The sequence below is a fragment of the Modestobacter sp. SYSU DS0657 genome, assembly GCF_054050925.1.
In genome coordinates this window covers 122189-139432 of record NZ_JBJHAG010000002.1, presented here as the reverse complement: position 1 = coordinate 139432, position 17244 = coordinate 122189, and the positions used below count along the sequence as shown (strand labels likewise).

The 17244-nt window shown below is 73.2% G+C and carries 14 protein-coding genes and 1 tRNA gene; 5 read left to right on the top strand and 10 right to left on the bottom strand.

Features of this window, described 5'->3' with window-relative positions:
- Nucleotides 1–658: 658 nt before the first annotated feature.
- A complete protein-coding gene (locus ACI79A_RS02135) occupies nt 659–2941 on the top strand; it encodes a hypothetical protein (protein WP_457079428.1) in 2283 nt (760 codons plus the stop codon).
- Nucleotides 2942–3179: 238 nt separating this feature from the next.
- Here the strand turns inward: ACI79A_RS02135 and ACI79A_RS02130 are convergent, their stop codons facing one another.
- Both ACI79A_RS02130 and ACI79A_RS02125 read right to left on the bottom strand, forming a co-directional pair.
- Complete coding sequence (locus tag ACI79A_RS02130) at nt 3180–3641, bottom strand: transposase (RefSeq protein ID WP_457079426.1); 462 nt, start codon at nt 3639–3641, stop codon at nt 3180–3182.
- A complete protein-coding gene (locus tag ACI79A_RS02125; protein ID WP_457079424.1) occupies nt 3559–4050 on the bottom strand; it encodes a transposase in 492 nt (163 codons plus the stop codon). The genes ACI79A_RS02130 and ACI79A_RS02125 overlap by 83 nt, the downstream gene beginning before the upstream one ends.
- A 23-nt stretch (nt 4051–4073) precedes the next feature.
- Between ACI79A_RS02125 and ACI79A_RS02120 the strand changes: the two genes are divergently transcribed.
- Nucleotides 4074–4244: a VOC family protein gene (locus ACI79A_RS02120; protein WP_457079651.1), complete on the top strand. Its 171-nt coding sequence runs from the start codon at nt 4074–4076 to the stop codon at nt 4242–4244.
- Nucleotides 4245–4646: 402 nt separating this feature from the next.
- Here ACI79A_RS02120 and ACI79A_RS02115 read toward each other — a convergent pair whose 3' ends face one another.
- Entirely contained in the window at nt 4647–5156 is a 510-nt protein-coding gene (locus ACI79A_RS02115; RefSeq protein WP_457079422.1) for a hypothetical protein, read from the bottom strand.
- Between the two features lie 437 nt (nt 5157–5593).
- Here ACI79A_RS02115 and ACI79A_RS02110 point away from each other — a divergent pair, with 437 nt between their 5' ends.
- Complete coding sequence (locus ACI79A_RS02110; protein WP_457079649.1) at nt 5594–6133, top strand: integrase core domain-containing protein; 540 nt, start codon at nt 5594–5596, stop codon at nt 6131–6133.
- A gap of 62 nt (nt 6134–6195) precedes the next feature.
- On the opposite strand, the gene ACI79A_RS02105 is transcribed toward ACI79A_RS02110, so the two are convergent.
- Nucleotides 6196–6282, bottom strand: a tRNA-Ser gene (locus tag ACI79A_RS02105).
- Between the two features lie 382 nt (nt 6283–6664).
- On the opposite strand from ACI79A_RS02105, the gene ACI79A_RS02100 reads away from it, so the two are divergent.
- Nucleotides 6665–8476 (top strand): helicase-related protein, encoded by a 1812-nt coding sequence (locus ACI79A_RS02100; RefSeq protein WP_457079420.1) that lies wholly within the window; start codon nt 6665–6667, stop codon nt 8474–8476.
- A 54-nt stretch (nt 8477–8530) separates the two neighbouring features.
- Here the strand turns inward: ACI79A_RS02100 and ACI79A_RS02095 are convergent, their stop codons facing one another.
- The gene (locus tag ACI79A_RS02095; RefSeq protein WP_457079418.1) at nt 8531–9586 is read right to left on the bottom strand and encodes a hemolysin family protein; all 1056 of its coding nucleotides are present in this window, start codon (nt 9584–9586) and stop codon (nt 8531–8533) included.
- A complete protein-coding gene (locus ACI79A_RS02090; protein ID WP_457079416.1) occupies nt 9583–10974 on the bottom strand; it encodes a hemolysin family protein in 1392 nt (463 codons plus the stop codon). Before ACI79A_RS02090 ends, ACI79A_RS02095 begins: the two co-directional genes overlap by 4 nt.
- Nucleotides 10975–11235: 261 nt before the next feature.
- Here ACI79A_RS02090 and ACI79A_RS02085 point away from each other — a divergent pair, with 261 nt between their 5' ends.
- Entirely contained in the window at nt 11236–13161 is a 1926-nt protein-coding gene (locus ACI79A_RS02085; protein WP_457079414.1) for a phospholipase D-like domain-containing protein, read from the top strand.
- Between the two features lie 3 nt (nt 13162–13164).
- Here the strand turns inward: ACI79A_RS02085 and ACI79A_RS02080 are convergent, their stop codons facing one another.
- From ACI79A_RS02080 to ACI79A_RS02065, 4 genes are read right to left on the bottom strand one after another with little or no spacing between them, the layout of a single operon-like run.
- Nucleotides 13165–14196 (bottom strand): ABC transporter ATP-binding protein, encoded by a 1032-nt coding sequence (locus ACI79A_RS02080; protein WP_457079412.1) that lies wholly within the window; start codon nt 14194–14196, stop codon nt 13165–13167.
- Nucleotides 14193–15296, bottom strand: a complete 1104-nt coding sequence (locus ACI79A_RS02075; protein WP_457079410.1) for an ABC transporter ATP-binding protein — start codon at nt 15294–15296, stop codon at nt 14193–14195. The genes ACI79A_RS02080 and ACI79A_RS02075 overlap by 4 nt, the downstream gene beginning before the upstream one ends.
- Before the next feature lie 11 nt (nt 15297–15307).
- Nucleotides 15308–16315 (bottom strand): ABC transporter permease, encoded by a 1008-nt coding sequence (locus tag ACI79A_RS02070; RefSeq protein WP_457079408.1) that lies wholly within the window; start codon nt 16313–16315, stop codon nt 15308–15310.
- Nucleotides 16312–17244 carry an ABC transporter permease gene (locus ACI79A_RS02065; RefSeq protein WP_457079647.1) on the bottom strand — a complete coding sequence of 311 codons (933 nt, stop codon included), beginning with the start codon at nt 17242–17244 and terminating at the stop codon, nt 16312–16314. Before ACI79A_RS02065 ends, ACI79A_RS02070 begins: the two co-directional genes overlap by 4 nt.

The following is a 17244-nucleotide window of genomic DNA, read 5'->3' as shown; positions in this document are numbered from 1 at the left end:
GCGTGACGACATGGAAGCAGGCCGTCGTCGATACGAACAGGTCCCGTTCACCTTCGGACCCGGGGAGCCCCGTGCACCGCACGGCCGGTGCCGGGCGCGGACGGGTGAGCGGAGGGCGTGGGATTCGAACCCACGGAGCGTGAACTCCTAGCGGTTTTCAAGACCGATCTACGGTAGGTCTCTCAGGTTGCCACGGTTGGTCTCGGCCCCGGAAGGCGCTGGTCAAAACTCCGGTCGGGTCTCCGAGGGAGGATCTCGGTTTGACTTGGCTGTGCTCGGGGTGGCTGCAAGGTGGCTGCACGCAGCCAAGGCGATCCTCACTCGATGCCCTCACTCTCCGTGGTCCACGGCGGCAGCGGCGGGCGAGCAGACGCGCCTCCTTCGATGCGGCGCCGGTCAATAGCCACTCCCGCATACGTCGGCGGGGGCCGTAGACCGCCATCGACGGACGGTCTGGAGGTCACGGCTGCGGCAGGTCGAGCGCGGCTACCCGTGCCGGCCCGGGCACGTGGATGAGACACGCGCCATGGTCGCCCGGTGGAAGGTCAGACGGGGCTCGATCGAGTGAGAGCACCGATGACTGTGTCTTTTGTGTGCAGTGACCGATGCACGCTGGTCGAAACGGCAACGGCCGCTTCGACCGAGGAGTCCACTCTTGATGTTCTGGTCCGCCCGCCACCGGGCGCTCGCCGCCAGCGCGGGCCTGCTATCCCTGACGCTTACGGCCTGTGGCCCCAGTCAAACGTCGTCGACGCTCGACGAGCGGGCGGAATGGTCGCAGAGCGCGCTACCCGCGACTGCGGAGATGAGCGGACCGAGGATCGACATCCGGGCTGTTCTCGGCGCGCACGGGGATCTGCCGCCGTTGTTGGCGGTCTCGGGCGCTGATCCCGGTGAGCCCGACCGCGCCCGCGTCTGGACCAATCTCGGCGACGAGTGGCGGTGGAAGGACCTGCCCCTGCCTATGGATGCCTACGGCCAAGCCGCCGTCGCCACCACGGACGGTGCGATGACCTGGGTGGCCGGTACGACGTGGCGGGCCGGTGAGTCGATCGTGCCCTTCCTCGTCGAATCCAGCGACCGCTCCGCGTGGAAGGCAGTCGCGCTCCCGGACGAGGCCATCGACGCAGCGGTAGCCCCCGGGGCTGCCGTTCCCCTCAGCAACGGGGTGCTCATCGTCGGCAGGAACCGCGACGATCGGCCGGTGGCCGTGCGAGTTGGCGAGGAGAGCGGTCTGGCGGTCCTGCCTGAGGCACCGGACTCCCGTGAGTTCCGCGGCTTCAATGGCGTCACGGTGCTCGGGGACACCGTGCTCGCCGTCGGCCGGGCGGCGGCACCGGGTCAGTCGGACGAGAGTGTCGTGTATCGCTCGACCGACGGTGGCAACACGTGGAGCGTGGCGATGGCGCCCGCTTCGGGGCCGTCGGTTCCCCACGGCGTGGCCATGCAGGGCGAACGGTTCGTGATCACTGGCTCGGTGTGGGGCGCCGACAGTCTCACCACCGCGGCGGCCTGGTCCTCCGCCGACGGCGACGAGTGGACCGCGGAGCAGCTGCCCGCGCTGGACACCACACAGGTTGGCTTCCCGCCGGGGGGCGGTGTCAGTGCGTGGCTCGCCGCCCCGATTGCGGGCGGCGACCGGCTGGTGACCCCCGTTCAAGCGGAGAACGCGCTCAACTTCGCAGTTCTGCAGCGCGACGTCACCGGTACCTGGACGGTGCTGGGTTCGGCGAGCTACTGGAAGGTGCCGGGTGCTGCCGCCGTCGCCGGGCTCTCCGAGGACGGCTCGGTGGTGATCGCGCAATCCGCCCGCAACGTCGGCAGGGTCGGCGTCATGAGCGCTAGAGGCCACTGGTCCAACGACCCGGTGAAGCTCGGCACGAACGATGCCGGTCGCTCCCTGGGGGCCATACAACGCGACGGTTCGCCCGTGCTGATTGGCTCCCACGCGACGGTCACACCGACGGCGAGGGGCGGCTGGAGACAGGAGGTGACCACCGCCGCCTATACGGTCAGCGGAGGCGTGGTAGCCGATCGGCCCTGGGATCCGGCCGAAAGTGAGCGTCTTTCGACGGTGGGGCTGGCCAGCGATCCGCACGGCGCTTCGGTTCTGTTGGGCGCCGACATCGCGACCGACGGCGACGGCGACGAAAAGCTCAACCTGACCGGCTGGTTCCGTCCGGCAGGCGGCGAGTGGACGCCGGTCACCGGCTTCGACACCCCACGCTCGGAGTACCTGACCGACCTCACCTACACCGGCGACTCCTGGGTGGCGGTGGGCGCCAGCCGGGAGTCGTTCGAATTCAGGTCGCTCAATGAGGCGGCCGTGTGGACCTCGACTGATGGGGTGACGTGGGCCCACGAGGTCGGCCCGTTCACCTCTACCGTGCCCGGAGGCCAGTACACCGCCCGGGGGGCTTGCGCTCTCCCCGGGGGCGACCTGCTCGTCGTCGGGCAGGCCACCGAGCAGGCGCAGGAGCGCCCGCTGGCATGGCGGCGGACCGGGGGCCAGTGGCAGCAGATCGACACGGCGGCGCTCGGCAGCACGTTCGGGTCACTCAGTTCCTGCACGACCACGGACGACACGACCCTGCTGCAGGGTTCCCGTGACGGCCGCGAGACGGTGTGGCGGACGAGGGATGGCGTCACCTTCGAAGCCACGCAGCTCGGTGAGCGTGGCGACAGCTTCGGCCCGATCCGCGTGATCGACGGCGGCTTCGCCGCGGCCGGCACGCGCGGATCCGACGGTCAGCGCGGCGCCGTCGTCTGGTTGTCGGAGGACGGCCGGGACTGGCGCGCCGTTCCGGTGCCGGCGAACCGGCCCCTCACCGGCGTTGACGTCACGACGGACGGGGACACACTGCTGCTGGCTGCGAACTCGGGCTCCGCGCCGGAGATCTGGGTGCTCGGCAATCCGGCCGAGTTGCTCGCGGCCGACTGATCGCGGGTTCGTAGAGGGGCGGCCGGCCCGTGCCGGCCGCCCCTCATCGTCTCGCTGCAACCCTGGGGCGTGTCTCCCAAGTGGTTGGAGCCCGGCGTGGGATCTTGACCCGTGGGGACTCGCGCCGAGTTGACCGATGGACAGTGGGCGGCGGTATTCGAGCCGTTGATGCCGCAGGTGGTGACGTCCCGCGGAGTGGTGGATTTAGTCCTCACCGTGTTGGTCAGCGGTGTGGTGACTATGACGCGATCAGGGCGGGCTGCGCTACCTTTCTTCGCTGAGGGAGTCGGCCGGTTGAGCAGGGCCATAGAGAGTTCGGAGAGGTAGCGGCGGTCAGAGAGCTGCCATTCGTCGTGCGCCTCGACCAACACCGCGCCGGCCAGCCGCAGTAGTGCCTCGGGTTAGGGAAGACGCCGACGACATCGGTGCGGCGCTTGATCTCCTTGTTCAGCCACTCCAGCGGATTGGTCGACCAGATTTTCTTCCAGTGACTGACCGGGAAGGCGCTGAAGGCCAGCAGGTTCTCTTCGGCGTCGCGCAGCATCGCCTCGGCCTTGGGGAACTGCCGGCCGAGCATGCCGGCGATGACGTCGAGCTGAGATCGCACGTATTCGGCGTCAGGCCGGGCGAAGACCGTGCGGATGGCGGCGGCGACCATCTCGCTGTTGCCGCGGGACACCTGGTCGAGCACGTTGCGCATGAAGTGCACCCGTCAGCGCCTGCCAGGACGACCCGAGCAGCACCGTAGCGATCGCGCTTTTGAGTCCGCTATGGGCATCGGAGATGACCAGTTGGAGGCCGGTCAGGCCGCGGGCCTTCAGTGTGCGCAGGAACTCCGTCCAGAGGGGCGCCGTCCTCGGAATCGCCGACGGCGAAGCCGAGCACCTCGCGGTGCCCGTCGGCGGCACCCCGGTGGCGAACACGACGGCCTGGGAGACCACCCGCCGGTTGACCCGGTCCTTGCAGCAGGTGGCGTCGATGAACACGTAGAGGAAGGCCTGCTCGGCCAGCGAGCGGTCGCGGAAGGCGCTGACCTCGGCGTCCAGATCGGCGCAAATCCGCGAGCCCTCGGACTTGCTGATGCCGGTGTCGGCGCCCAGCGCGCGCACCAAGTCGTCGACCTTCCGCGTCGATACGCCGTGCAGGTAGAAAAGAGGAACTCGGCGTGCTGCGCGGACTCGGGGCGACCGAAGTGGCCGACCACCGCGGCATCCACGGCCCAGGGACCGGCTGGGTCGTTCTGGCCGACCCCGAGGGCAATCAGTTTTCCATCCTTCGCGGCAGCCATGAGTACATCGACTGACTACAGGCAGCCAGCCCGGCGATCAGGCAGCCCTGGCTTTGGGCCTACCGAGTAGCCCAAACGCTCCACGCTCTCCCGGATACGCCGTTGTGCACGACCGCCAGCGATTGGCTCAGCACGCACACACATTCGGGATCCCGCACTGGGCGTCAGCAACTTGGAAGACACGCACTAAATGTCGCGAGCTAAGGCGTTGTTCACGCGGTGAGGCGGCTGACTGGCGGGCGGCCTCCGAGGGCGGAGGGCACTGCCCTCGCCCGCCGCAGCCACCAGCGCTGCGGCGGGCGAGCTGCTTTCTGCGTGCAGCGGCGGCCGTCTCTCGAGAAGGCCGGCGTTCACCTGCTGGCAGACGGGTCCTCTCTCTCCTGCGCCGCGCTGCTTCGCGACGGTCCCAGCGGTCGACTACTGGACCGACATGCTGCCGACGAACTGCCGGAGAAACTCGAGCCCAGCCTCACCTGGGTAGGCCGTAACGCTCATCTCGTAGTACGTGCCGCTGGCGCCCTGCACGTAGAGCTGAATCTCGCTCACCGGCCGCGTCTCGTTCAGGCGGGGCTCCGCTACCTCAGATTCCCGAGTGGAGCCGCCGACGAAGGTGGCCCCGGGCACGGTCGCGGTGTAGGTGTTCTCCTGCCCGTCCCTGATCAGCCCGTCCCACTGCACCGTCGGGTTGGCGACCATGATGAAGTCCATGCCGACCTCCCACCCAGGCGACGGAGTGCCGATGGGTGTAGAGCGGATGGTCGGACCACTCCAGAAGCTCGTGAAGGCACCGTTGCTGTCCTGGGGTTCCTCCCGGAACAGGTCACTGCCAGCGGGCATCGCAAACGTCAGCCCGTGGAACTCGTGCGTGGTCCACCCGTCCGGGACGCCGCGGGGCGTGGCGCCGAGATCGAAGCTGGCGTCGACCACCGGCACTCCTCGCTCCCTCGCCAAGAGAGGGGTCGTGGTCGCCGGTGCGGCAGTCGGGACGGCGGCGGGGGAGGTCTTCGAGGCCCCCTGCGAGGCGCCGGCTTCAACGGCCGCCTCCGGTTCGCTGGGGTCCTGCGCACAGCCGGCCAGGGCTAGTGCGGCGGCCAGCGCGAGCCCCGCGCCGCGGACGGCCCGGGCGGGCATGCTGAGCATTCGTTCTCCCTCGTGATGTGTCCTCGGGGCTCGTCAGCTGCGGGCGGCCGCCATGGTCGTGCGGACGCGCAGGCCAGCGTTCCACCCGGCGAACCTCACCGCGCGAACCGGTGCACGGCAAGGCACGCCACCCGCTCGGGTGGTGGCAGCGGGCAGGGTTCATCCGTGTGACCGAGCTCTAGGCGTAGCGGCCCGCGCGATCGTGCACTCCGACGTGGCAGCCAATTCCGCTCCGACGCCTTCGTGACCACGCTGAAGAAGAACAGCCTTACCGGCTCGATGGGTGCGTAGGCGCCTGCGGGGACAACGCCGCGATGGAGTCCCAACGCTTCCAGCAGACGCTGAAGAAATGGCTGCGCGCCCAACCCGACCAGCCGGCCACACTCGCCGAACTGCAGGCTCTCATCGACACCTTCGTCGACGCCTACAACCAGCACCGCCCGCACCGCTCACTGCCACACCGAGCCACCCCCGCGACCGCCTACACCGCCCGACCCAAGGCAGGCCCCGGCGCCAACCGCGACCGCGACACGCACGACCGCCTCCGCACCGACCGCGTCGACCAGACCGGCTGCGTCACCCTGCGCCTGGCCGGCCGCCTCCACCACATCGGCATCGCACGAACCCACGTCCTGCTACTCGTCCAGGACCTGCACGTGCGCGTCATCGACGCCGCCACCGGCGAACTCCTCCGCGAGCTCACCATCGACCCCACCCGCGACTACCAGCCCACCGGCCGACCACCCAGACCCACCCGCGAATGACAGACGCCCGAACTTACGATCCGCGGGACCGGGCGTCCGGGATGTTCTGCGACATCACACAGCGGAGGGCGTGGGATTCGAACCCACGAGGAGCGTGAACTCCTAGCGGTTTTCAAGACCGCCGCCATCGGCCACTAGGCGAGCCCTCCTGGCGCACCCGAGGCTAGCGTCCCCGGTGCCACGGCCGACCGACGCCGGGCGAGCGAGCCGGTCCTCGCCCGCCGCGACCGCCACGACCCCTCGCCGGGGCACCGCCGATCGGGTGCTCAGCGCCCCGGTGACCCCACAGCGCCCACGATCACCGCCTAGGATGTCGGTGATCGCCTCCACCTCGACCCGGCCGGGTACACGGTGCCCGCCACCGTCCCGACCCAGCCGTCCCGCCCCCCACGGCGGGCGCTCGGGCCGGGGAGGGAGGGCCCGGCCCAGTGCCGGGCATGTGTCGGAGGCGCGCGTTGTTGTACCGAGCAGGTCCGCGACAGCGCGGCGACCTCCCCGGCTCTGTCCCCCATCGAAGGACTCCCCCTGTCTGTGACCGCCCCAGAGCAGTCCCCCGCCCGCCGCGAGCAGTCCCCTGCCCGCCGTCGTGAGCGCACCTCCGGCCGCGAGGCCGCCGCCCGCGAGGCCGACCGCAAGGCCGCCCGCGACGAGAAGACCGCCCAGCAGATCTGGGTCGAGGGCGCCGCCCCCGAGCTGCCCACCCGCACGGTGCGGCCCGAGTCGGTCGTGTTCCACCTGGGCCCCACCAACTCCGGCAAGACCTACGAGTCGCTGCAGGCGCTGGCCGCCACCGGCTCCGGCGTCTACGCCGCCCCGCTGCGCCAGCTCGCGCACGAGGCCTACGCCAAGCTCTCCGCCCAGCTGCCTGCGGGCACCGTCGGGCTCTCCACCGGCGAGGAGGAGATCGACCCCTTCGCGCCGATCGTCTGCTGCACCGTGGAGAAGGCCCCGATGCGCGGCGAGCTGCTGGTGCTCGACGAGTCGCACTGGGTCGCCGACCCCGACCGCGGCCACCACTGGGCCCGGTTGCTGCTGACCGGCGAGTTCCGCGAGATGCACCTGATCTCCGCCGCCGAGGCCTACCTGCTGCTCAAGCCGCTGGTCGCCGACGCCGCCTCGATCGAGGTCGTCAACCACAAGCGGCTGTCCCGGCTCGACGTGCTGCACGCCCCGGTCAAGCCCGCCACCGTGCGCCCGCAGACGCTGGTGGTCGCCTTCTCCCGGAAGACGGTCTACGCCGTCGCCGCCGAGCTCGACCAGCACCGGCCGGGCATGGTCGGCGTCCTCTACGGCGCGCTGCCCCCGGCCACCCGCCGCGAGGTGATCGAGAAGTTCACCGACGGCGAGTTCGACGTGCTGGTGACCACCGACGTCATCGGCCACGGCATCAACGTGCCGGCGACGACGGTGCTGTTCGCCGAGACCAGCAAGTTCGACGGCGTCGAGGTGCGCCCGCTGCGCAGCTGGGAGGCCGCGCAGATCGCCGGTCGCGCCGGCCGGTACGGGCTCACCGGGCACGGCAGCGTCGGCGTCCTCGCCGGGGCCGCCGGGCTCAAGCCGGTGCCGGCGCTGGTCGCGAAGGGCGCCGCCGTGGCCCGCGGCGACGAGATGAGCGACCTGCCCAAGCGGGCGCCCCGGCTGCGGCCGGAGCTGGCCGACCTCGGCGCCTTCGAGGCCGTCGACCTGCCCGAGGCGCTCACCCGCTGGATGGCCTGGGCCCGCCGCGCCACCCGCGACACCGGCATGACCGCCGACGACGTCACCCCGTTGATCCTGCGGGTGCACGCCCTGCTGCCGCTGCTGCGCGGCCCGCTGGGTGCCGCCGGCGACCTGGAGACGGTCTGGCGGCTGGTCAACCTGGCCATCGACTACAACCCGCCGCGGCGGATCCGCTGGCTCACCCTGGCCCGCGCCGCGCTGCGGCAGGCCGTCGGCCTGCCGGTGGCCGCCGAGACGGTGCTGCCCGACGTGCCGCGCGGCGGGTCGGTGGAGGACTACGAGCAGGCCGCTGCCGCCGCGCGCGACGCGCAGACGCTGCTCCGCCAGTTCCCCGGCGTCGCCGGGCTCAGCAGCGAGGACGCCGCCTGGGTCGAGGAGGAGTGCGCGGAGAGCATCAGCGAGCTGCTGCCCGACGCCATCTCCATCGGCCGCTCGGGCAAGTGCGCGGAGTGCGGCACGGCGATCGCCCCGTGGTTCAGCACCTGTCGGCCGTGCAGCTCCCGGCCCGCCGGCCGCGGGCGCGACGGCGGGCGCCCCCGCGACGGCGGTCGGGACGGCCGCCGTCCCGGCTCCCGCTCGGGCTCCCGGCAGGGCCGCCGGCCGACCCGCTCCGGCCGGGGCTGACGCCCCCCCGCCTCCTCCGCCCACCCAGGTGAGCGGAGGAGGCGGTCCGATCTCCTACCGGCGGCCGGCGTCCACGGTCTGCGCGGCGTCGCGCACCTCGCCGACCAGCTCCTCGAGCACGTCCTCCAGCGCGACGACTCCGGCCGTCCGGCCCGCGCCGTCGCGGACCACCGCCAGGTGCGCCCCCTCGCGCTGCATCGTCGCCAGCACCTCCCGCAGCCCCTGGCCGGTCGTGGCGATCGCCAGCCGCCGGACGCGCGCCGGGTCGACCGGGGCGTCGCGCTCAGCGGCCGAGGTGGCGAGGAAGTCCTTGAGGTGCACGTAGCCGACCAGCTCCCCGTCCTCGCCGACCACGGGGAAGCGGGAGTAGCCGGTGGTCGCGCAGATCCTCTCGAGCTCCGCGACGGTGACCCCCCGGGGCACGGTGACCAGGTCCGCCGTCGGGATGGCGACGTCGGTGGTGCGCTGCTCGTCGAAGCGAAGGGCGCCGGTCAGCAGCTGGTGCTCGCGCTCGTCGAGCAGCCCCTCCCGGTGCGACTCCCCGATCAGACCGGTCACCTGGTCCCGGGTGAAGGTGGAGCTGACCTCGTCCTGCGGGGTCACCTTCAGCAGCCGGAGCACGAGGTTGGCCACCTGGTTGAGCAGCCAGATCAGCGGGTGCAGCGCGCGGACGACCCAGTAGAGCAGCGGGCCGAGCAGCAGCGCCGCCCGCTCCGGCCCGGCGAGCGCGATGTTCTTGGGCACCATCTCGCCCAGCACCATGTGCAGGAAGACGACCACGGCCAGCGCGATGGCGAACGCGATCGGGTGCACCAGCGACTCGGGCACGCCGGCCGCGGCGAACGGCCCCTCCAGCAGGTGGGCGACGGCGGGCTCGCCCACGGCGCCCAGGCCCAGCGAGCAGACCGTGATGCCCAGCTGCGCGCCGGCCATCATCAGCGAGACGTGCTCGATCGCCTTCAGCGTCGTCCGGGCGCCGCGCACCCCCTCGGCCGCGCGCGGCTCGATCTGGGTCCGCCGCGCGGAGACCAGCGCGAACTCCGCCCCGACGAAGAACGCGTTGCCGGCGAGCAGCGCCACCGCCACCAGGACGGCCACGGTGTCGCTCATCGGTCGACTCCCTCTGCGGTCTGCTGCGCCGAGGCCGCGGTCGCGCCCCCGGTGCGCCGCAGCCGGACCCGGTCGACGCGGTGGCCGTCCAACCGGGTCACCGTCACCTCCACCTCGGTCGGCACTGGGACGCCGTCGGCGTCGGGGCGGGTGACGTCCCGGGCCGGAAGGACGACGCGGTCGCCGACCTCCGGCAGCTTCCCCAGCCGCTCGGTCAGCAGCCCACCGAGAGTCTCCGACCCCTCGCCCTCGGGCAGCTCCAGCCCGGCCGCGTCGCCGGCCTCATCGGGCCGGAGCAGCCCGGAGAGCACCCACGACCCGTCCGGGGCCTGGCGCTGCCGGTGCACGGGCGCGTCCTGCTCGTCGTCGATCTCACCGACGATCTCCTCGATGAGGTCCTCCAGGGTCACGATGCCCGCGGTGCCGCCGTACTCGTCGACCACCACAGCCAGCTGCAGACCGGGCTCCCGCAGGGTCTCCAGCAGCGGGTCGAGCTCCACCGTCTCCGGCACGGCCCGGACCGGCACCATCACCTCGCCGACCGTGCGGGTGGCCCGCTGCGCCGGCGGCACCCCCATGGCGTGCTTGAAGTGCACCACCCCGACGACGTCGTCGACGTTCTCCCCCTCGACCGGGAACCGGGCGTGGCCGGACTCCGCGGCCAGCGCGAGCAGGTCGGCGACCGGCTGGTCGGCGCGGAGGAAGCGGACCCGCGGCCGCGGCGTCATCGCGTCGGCCGCCGTCCGGTCACCGAACTGGATGGACCGGGCGATGAGCTCGGCCGTGCCCGCGTCCAGCGTGCCGGCCTGGCTCGACCGGCTGACCAGCGACGCCAGCTCCTGCGGTGCCCGGGCCGAGGCGAGCTCCTCGGTCGGGGTGATGCCCATCGAGCGCAGCAGGCGGTTGGCCGACCCGTTGAGGAAGGAGATCAGCGGGCGGGCGGCCGCGGTGAACGCGCGCTGGGGCGCGGCCACGAACTTCCCGACCCGGGTCGGCTCCGCGATCGCCCAGTTCTTCGGGACCAGCTCGCCGAAGACCATCTGCACACCGGTCGCGACCGCGAGCGCCACCCCGACCGAGATCGCGGTCACCGCCCCGTCGGCGAGCCCGGTCAGGCCCAGCGGGCCGCGCAGCAGGGTGGCCAGGGACGGCTCGGCGATGAACCCGACGACCAGGCTGGTCACGGTGATCCCCAGCTGGGCGCCGGAGAGCTGGGTGGACAGCGACTGCATCGCCTTCACCACGCCGGCCGCCCGGCCGTCGCCGGCCGCCGCCTCCTGTTCCAGGGTGGCCCGGTCGGCTGCGATGAGCGAGAACTCGGCGGCGACGAAGAGCGCGTTCGCGGCCACCAGCAGGACCGCCGCGAGGAGCAGCAACCACTCGATCACCGGCTGCCGCTCCCTGGCACGTCGTGGCTCAGCGCACGGCAGCAGCGCGACGTCACGGTGTTCCCTCCTCCTGGGGCTCCGACGGCCCATCGCCTCCATGCCCACGGCCCGGCGTCCTCACCCCTGGCCGGCGGCACCGCCCCGCGCCACGCCCGAGCGGACCGCCGGGTTCCACGGTAGGACTGGAGCTCGCCCGCCCCGATCCGCGCAGGCCTGCGCCGGACGCCCCGGGGTCCACCGACCACCTGCGGAGCCGCTTGGATGTCCGGCCAGACCCGCCGTGAGGACGCCGCGCCCGACCCCGGCGGTCCCAGCGACGAGGCGCCCAGCCGGCTGATCGGCCTGGCCTACCGGCTGGAGAACGGTCTGCGTGACCAACTGGCCCGGATCGCCCGACGGCGGGGCTGGCGCGACCCGGAGATCCACGGGGACTCCGCCCGCCGGCACCCCGATCGGGTCGAGGCCACCGCAGTGCGACAGGTCTCCCCGGGACGCAGCGACGAGCCGGGCGCCGACCTCGCCGGTGTCCCCGTCGTCCGCGCACCCGACGGCTCGGCGCTGGCCGCCGGCCCGGACGCCGCGCTGGACCTGCCACCCGCGGCCCCGGCCGGGCTGGCGGACTGGTTTCTCACCGCCGCCGAGCGGGGCAACGACTCGACCCGCCTGCAGCCGTGGACGGAGGGAAACGTCGTGCGGCCGCTGGTCGACGGCCGCACCTACCTCGCTGCCCTCGCCGAGGCGCTGGCGGGCGCCGGCCGCGGCGACCACGTGTACCTGACCGGCTGGCGCGGGGACACCGACGAGCTGCTCACCGACGACGGCCCGACGGTGGGGAAGGCCCTGTCGGACGCGGTCCGCCGCGGCGCCGTGGTGAAGGGGCTGATCTGGCGGTCGCACCTGGACACCCTGGAGTTCTCCGCCGAGCAGAACCGCGACCTGTCCCGGGACGTCAACGAGACCGGCGGGGAGGTGCTGCTGGACCAGCGGGTCCGGCCGCTCGGCAGCCACCACCAGAAGTTCGTCGTGGTCCGGCACCGCGACCGCCCGGCCGACGACGTCGCGTTCGTCGGCGGGATCGACGTGGCGCACAGCCGCCGGGACGGCTCCGCGCACGACGGCGACCCGCAGACCCGGCCGTTCGCCGCGGCCTACGGCGACACCCCGGCCTGGCACGACGTCCAGGTCGAGCTCCGCGGACCCGTCGTCCGGGAGGTCGAGGCGGTGTTCCGGGAGCGCTGGCAGGACCCCGCCGAGCTGTCCCGGATGCCGTGGCACGTGCTGCCCGACCTGCTCCGCGGCCAGGACCGCGAGCCCTCGTCCCTGCCGGAGGCCCGGCCGGCACCGCCGGCCGAGGGCTCGTGCGCGGTGCAGCTGCTGCGCACCTACCCCGACCGCCGCCCCGGGTACCCGTTCGCCCCGGACGGCGAGCGCAGCGCGGCCCGCGGTTACGCGAAGGTGCTGGCCCGGGCCGAGCGCCTGGTCTACGTGGAGGACCAGTACCTGTGGTCCACCGACGTCGCGCGGGTGTTCGCCGCCGCGCTCCGCGCCAAGCCCCGGCTGCAGCTCGTGGTCGTCGTGCCGCGCCACCCCGACAAGGACAGCCCGCTCAGCGTCCTGCCGATCACCTACGGGCACCGACGGGCGCTGGAGATGGTGCGGGCAGCCGGCGGCGACCGGGTGCAGGTGGTCGACGTGGAGAACCGCCACGGGGTCCCGGTCTACGTGCACGCCAAGGTCTGCGTCGTCGACGACGTGTGGGCGACCGTGGGCAGCGACAACTTCAACCGCCGCTCCTGGACGCACGACTCGGAGCTCACGGCCGCCGTCGTCGACGCCGAGCGCGACCCCCGCGAGCCGACCGACCCGGGTGGGCGCGGCGACGGCGCGCGCCGCTTCGCCCGGGACCTGCGGCTGCGGCTGATGCGCGAGCACCTGGAGCGGGCCGACGGCGACGACGGCGACCTGGTCGACCCGGACGAGGCCGCCGCGGTCCTGCGGCGCGGCGCGGCCGCCCTGGACGCCTGGCACGCGGGTGGACGGCGCGGGCCCCGTCCCCCCGGCCGGCTCCGCCCGCACGTCGTCGCCGATCCGCCGTGGTGGGAGCGGCTGCTCGCCGCACCGGTCTACCGCGTCGTCATCGACCCCGACGGCCGGCCGCTGGGGCTCCGGGCCCGCCGGCGCATGTGAGCCTCAGGCCGGCGCCGCGCCGGCCTCCTCGGCCACCGGTGTCCCGGCCACGCCGTGCAGGTGGCAGGCGGCGAGCTGGCCGGGCACGCCGGCCGGCTGCAGCGCCGGGTCGACGTCGTCGCAGGGCTCGAAGACGTACGGGCAGCGGGTGCGGAACCGGCAGCCGCTGGGCACCGCCGCCGGCGACGGGACGTCGCCGCGGAGCACGATCCGCTCCCGGCTGCGCTCCACCGACGGGTGCGGCACGGGGACGGCGGACAGCAACGCCTGCGTGTAGGGCATCTGCGGCTCGCTGCCCACCGCCGCGGCCGGCCCGACCTCCACGATCCGGCCCAGGTACATGACCGCGATCCGGTCCGAGACGTGCCGCACGGCCGACAGGTCGTGGGAGATGAACAGCAGCGTCAGCCCCAGCCGCCGCTGCAGCCCACGCAGCAGGTTGAGCACCTGGGCCTGCACGCTCACGTCGAGGGAGGCGATCGCCTCGTCGCAGACCAGGAAGTCCGGCTCCCCGGCCAGGGCCCGGGCGATGCCGACCCGCTGCCGCTGACCGCCGGAGAACTCGTGCGGGTACCGCCCGGCCACCGCCGGGTCCAGCCCGACCAGCTCCAGCAGCTCCCCCACCCGGGCCGCGCGCTCCCGGCGTCCGGGGTGCAGGCCGTGCACCTCCAGCGGCTCGGCGACCGTCTGCGCCACGGTGCGCCGCGGGTCGAGCGAGGCGAACGGGTCCTGGAACACCATCCCGGCCCGCCGCCGCATCCGGCGCAGGTCCCGGGCGCTCAGCGAGGTGACGTCGGTGCCGTCGAAGGTGACCGTGCCCCCGGTCGGCTCGACCAACCGCAGCAGCGCGTTGCCCAGCGTCGACTTCCCGCAGCCGGACTCGCCCACCAGGCCCAGCGTCTCCCCGCGGCGGATCTCCAGGTCGACGCCGTCGACGGCGCGAACCGCGCCGGTGGTCCGGCGCAGCACGCCGGAGCGGATCGGGAAGTGCACCTCCAGGCCGCGGGCGGAGACCAGCACGTCGTCGTCGCTCATCGGCCCGCTCCCGTGACGCCCGCGGCGGTCGCACCGGAGGCCGCTCCGGCGTCCTCGGTGCACCAGGTGGCCGCCCGGTGCGGCAGCTCCCCGCCAGAATGGCCATGTTGGCGGGCCCCGGTCCCGCCAGAATGGCCATTCTGGCGAACGGGGAGGACGGCGAGGGGCGGCTGCTCGGTCTCGCACCGCGGGTCTGCGCGCACCGGGCAGCGCGGCCAGAACACGCAGCCGGCCGGCAGGTCGGTGGGCGCCGGCGGGGTGCCGGGCACCGTGGCCAGGTCGGGCACCGAGCCGTCGGCGCGCGGCTCCGCCAGGTCGGGCAGCGCACCCAGCAGGCCCCGGGTGTAGGGGTGCGCCGGGTGCTCGAGCACGTCGTCGACCGTGCCGTCCTCCACGCACCGCCCGCCGTACATGACCAGCACCCGGTCGGCGATGCCGGCGACCACGCCCAGGTCGTGGGTGATCCAGACGACGCCGGTGCCGTGCTCGCGCTGGAGCCGCTCGATCAGCTCGATGATCTGCGCCTGCACCGTGACGTCGAGGGCGGTGGTGGCCTCGTCGGCGATCAGCAGCGCCGGGGAGCTGCTCAGCGCGATCGCGATCATCACCCGCTGCCGCATGCCGCCGGAGAGCTCGTGCGGGTAGCGGTCCAGCGCCTTCGCCGGGTCGGGCAGCCCCACCTCCGCCAGCAGCTCGGCCGCGCGCGTGCGGGCGGCGGCCTTCCCGACGTCGTCGTGCGCGCGGATGCCCTCGACGAGCTGGCGCCCGACGGTGAGCACCGGGTTCAGCGAGGTCATCGGGTCCTGGAAGACCATCCCGATCCCCGGCCCGCGCACCTGGCGCAGCCGGTCCGGGGGCATGGTCAGCAGGTCCTCGCCGTCCAGCCGGGCCGCCCCGCTGACGGTGGCGACCCCGTCGGGCAGCAGCCCCATCAGCGCGAGCACCGAGACGCTCTTGCCGCTGCCGGACTCCCCCACCACGGCGACGGTCTCGCCGCGGCCGACGGTGTAGCTGAGCCCGTTGACCACGTCGGCCGGCCCGCGCGGGGTGCGCAGCCGCACCCGCAGGTCCTCGACCTCCAGCACCGGGGCCCCGCTCACTGCACCCGCACTCACTGGCGGCCTCCGCTCATCGCCGTCCGCTGCCGCGGGTCCAGCACGTCGCGCAGCCCGTCGCCGAGCAGGTTGAACGACAGCACCAGCAGGAAGATGGCCAGCCCCGGGAAGACCGCGATCCACCAGGCGAGCTCGATGTAGCCGCGGCCCTCCGACAGCATCAGCCCCCACGACGGGTCGGGCGGCTGGGTGCCCAGCCCGAGGAAGGACAGCGCCGCCTCCGACAGCACCGCGAACGCCAGGCTGACCGAGGTCTGCACGATGATCGGCGGAGCGGCGTTGGGCAGCACGTGCCGGAACAGCAGCCGCACGTCCGAGGAACCCACCGACCGGGACGCCCGGACGTAGACCTCCTCCCGCACGCTGAGCACGCTGGAGCGGGTGACCCGCGCGAAGATCGGGATGTAGACGATGCCGATGGCGATGGTCGTGTTCGTCAGGCCCGGCCCGAGGATCGCGACGATCGAGATCGCCAGCAGCACCGCCGGGAAGGCGAAGAGCATGTCCATGAACCGCATCAGGGCGTCGTCGACCCACTTGCCGTAGAAACCGGCGAGCAGCCCGATGAGGGTGCCGACGACCAGCGAGATGCTGACCGCGACCAGCCCCACCCGCAGCGAGACCGCCGCCCCCAGGATCACCCGGGAGAGGACGTCGCGGCCCAGGTCGTCGGTGCCGAACGGGTGCTCCGCGCTCGGCGACTGCAGCCGGTCGGCCACGGAGATCTCGTTGGCGCCCTGCGGGGCCAGCTGGTCGTCGAAGAGGGCGACGACGATCATCAGCAGGATCCACGCCGCCGCGATCGCCGCGGTCGGGTTGCGCAGCAGCAGGCCGAGCGTCTCCCGCCAGCGCGGTCGCGCCGGCCGCAGCGGTGCGGTCGGCTGGTCCGTCGGCTGGTCGGTCCTCGTCCCGGCGGTCGGCGTCCCGACGGCGGCCGAGCCGTAGGGCCCGCCGTCGGGCGGCTCGGCGGCCGGGCTCGGGCCCGGGTCGGCAGGGGTGGTCATCGGCGCGCGATCCTCGGGTCCAGCCGGCTGTACAGCAGGTCGACCACCAGGTTGACCAGCAGGAACACCAGCGCGAACAGCAGCACGGCGCCCTGCAGCACCGGGTAGTCGCGGGCCTGCACCGCCTGCAGGGCCAGCTGCCCCAGTCCCGGCCAGGAGAAGACGATCTCCACCACGACCACCCCGGACAGCAGGTAGGCCAGCTGCACCCCGGTGACGGTGACCAGCGGCAGCAGCGCGTTGCGCAGCACGTGCCAGCTGAGCACCTGCCGGGCCGGCAGCCCCTTGGCCTGCGCCGTCCGCACGTGGTCCTGCCCCAGGGCCTCCAGCACGCTGGAGCGCACGAACCTGGTGATCACCGAGCCGGAGACCACCCCGGTGACGACCGCGGGCATGATCAGCCGCTGGAACCAGCCCCAGGGGTCCTCGGTCAGCGGCACGTAGCCGCCCGAGGGCAGCCAGCCCAGCGTCCCGGCGAAGACCAGGATCAGCACGATGCCCATCCAGAAGTCGGGCACCGAGATGCCGATCTGGCTGAGCACCGTGGCCCCCCGGTCGACCAGCGACCGGGGGCGCAGCGCGGAGATGGTGCCCAGCGGGACGGCGATCAGCAGGGCGACGACGATCGCGGCGAACGCCAGGGTCAGCGTCGCCGGCAGCCGCTCGAGGATCTGCGCCGTCACCGGCTCACCGCTGCGGAAGCTGACCCCGAGGTCGCCGGTGAGCGCCCGGCCCGCCCAGCTGAAGTACTGCTGCACCAGCGGCTGGTCCAGGCCGGACCGCGCCTGCAGCGCGTCGTAGCTCTCCTGGGAGAACCGGGTGCCCAGCGCCAGGCGCACCGGGTCGCCGGGGACGAGGTGGACCAGGGCGAACACGATGATGCTCACCCCGGCCAGCACGACCAGCGACTGCCCGGTGCGCCGGAGCAG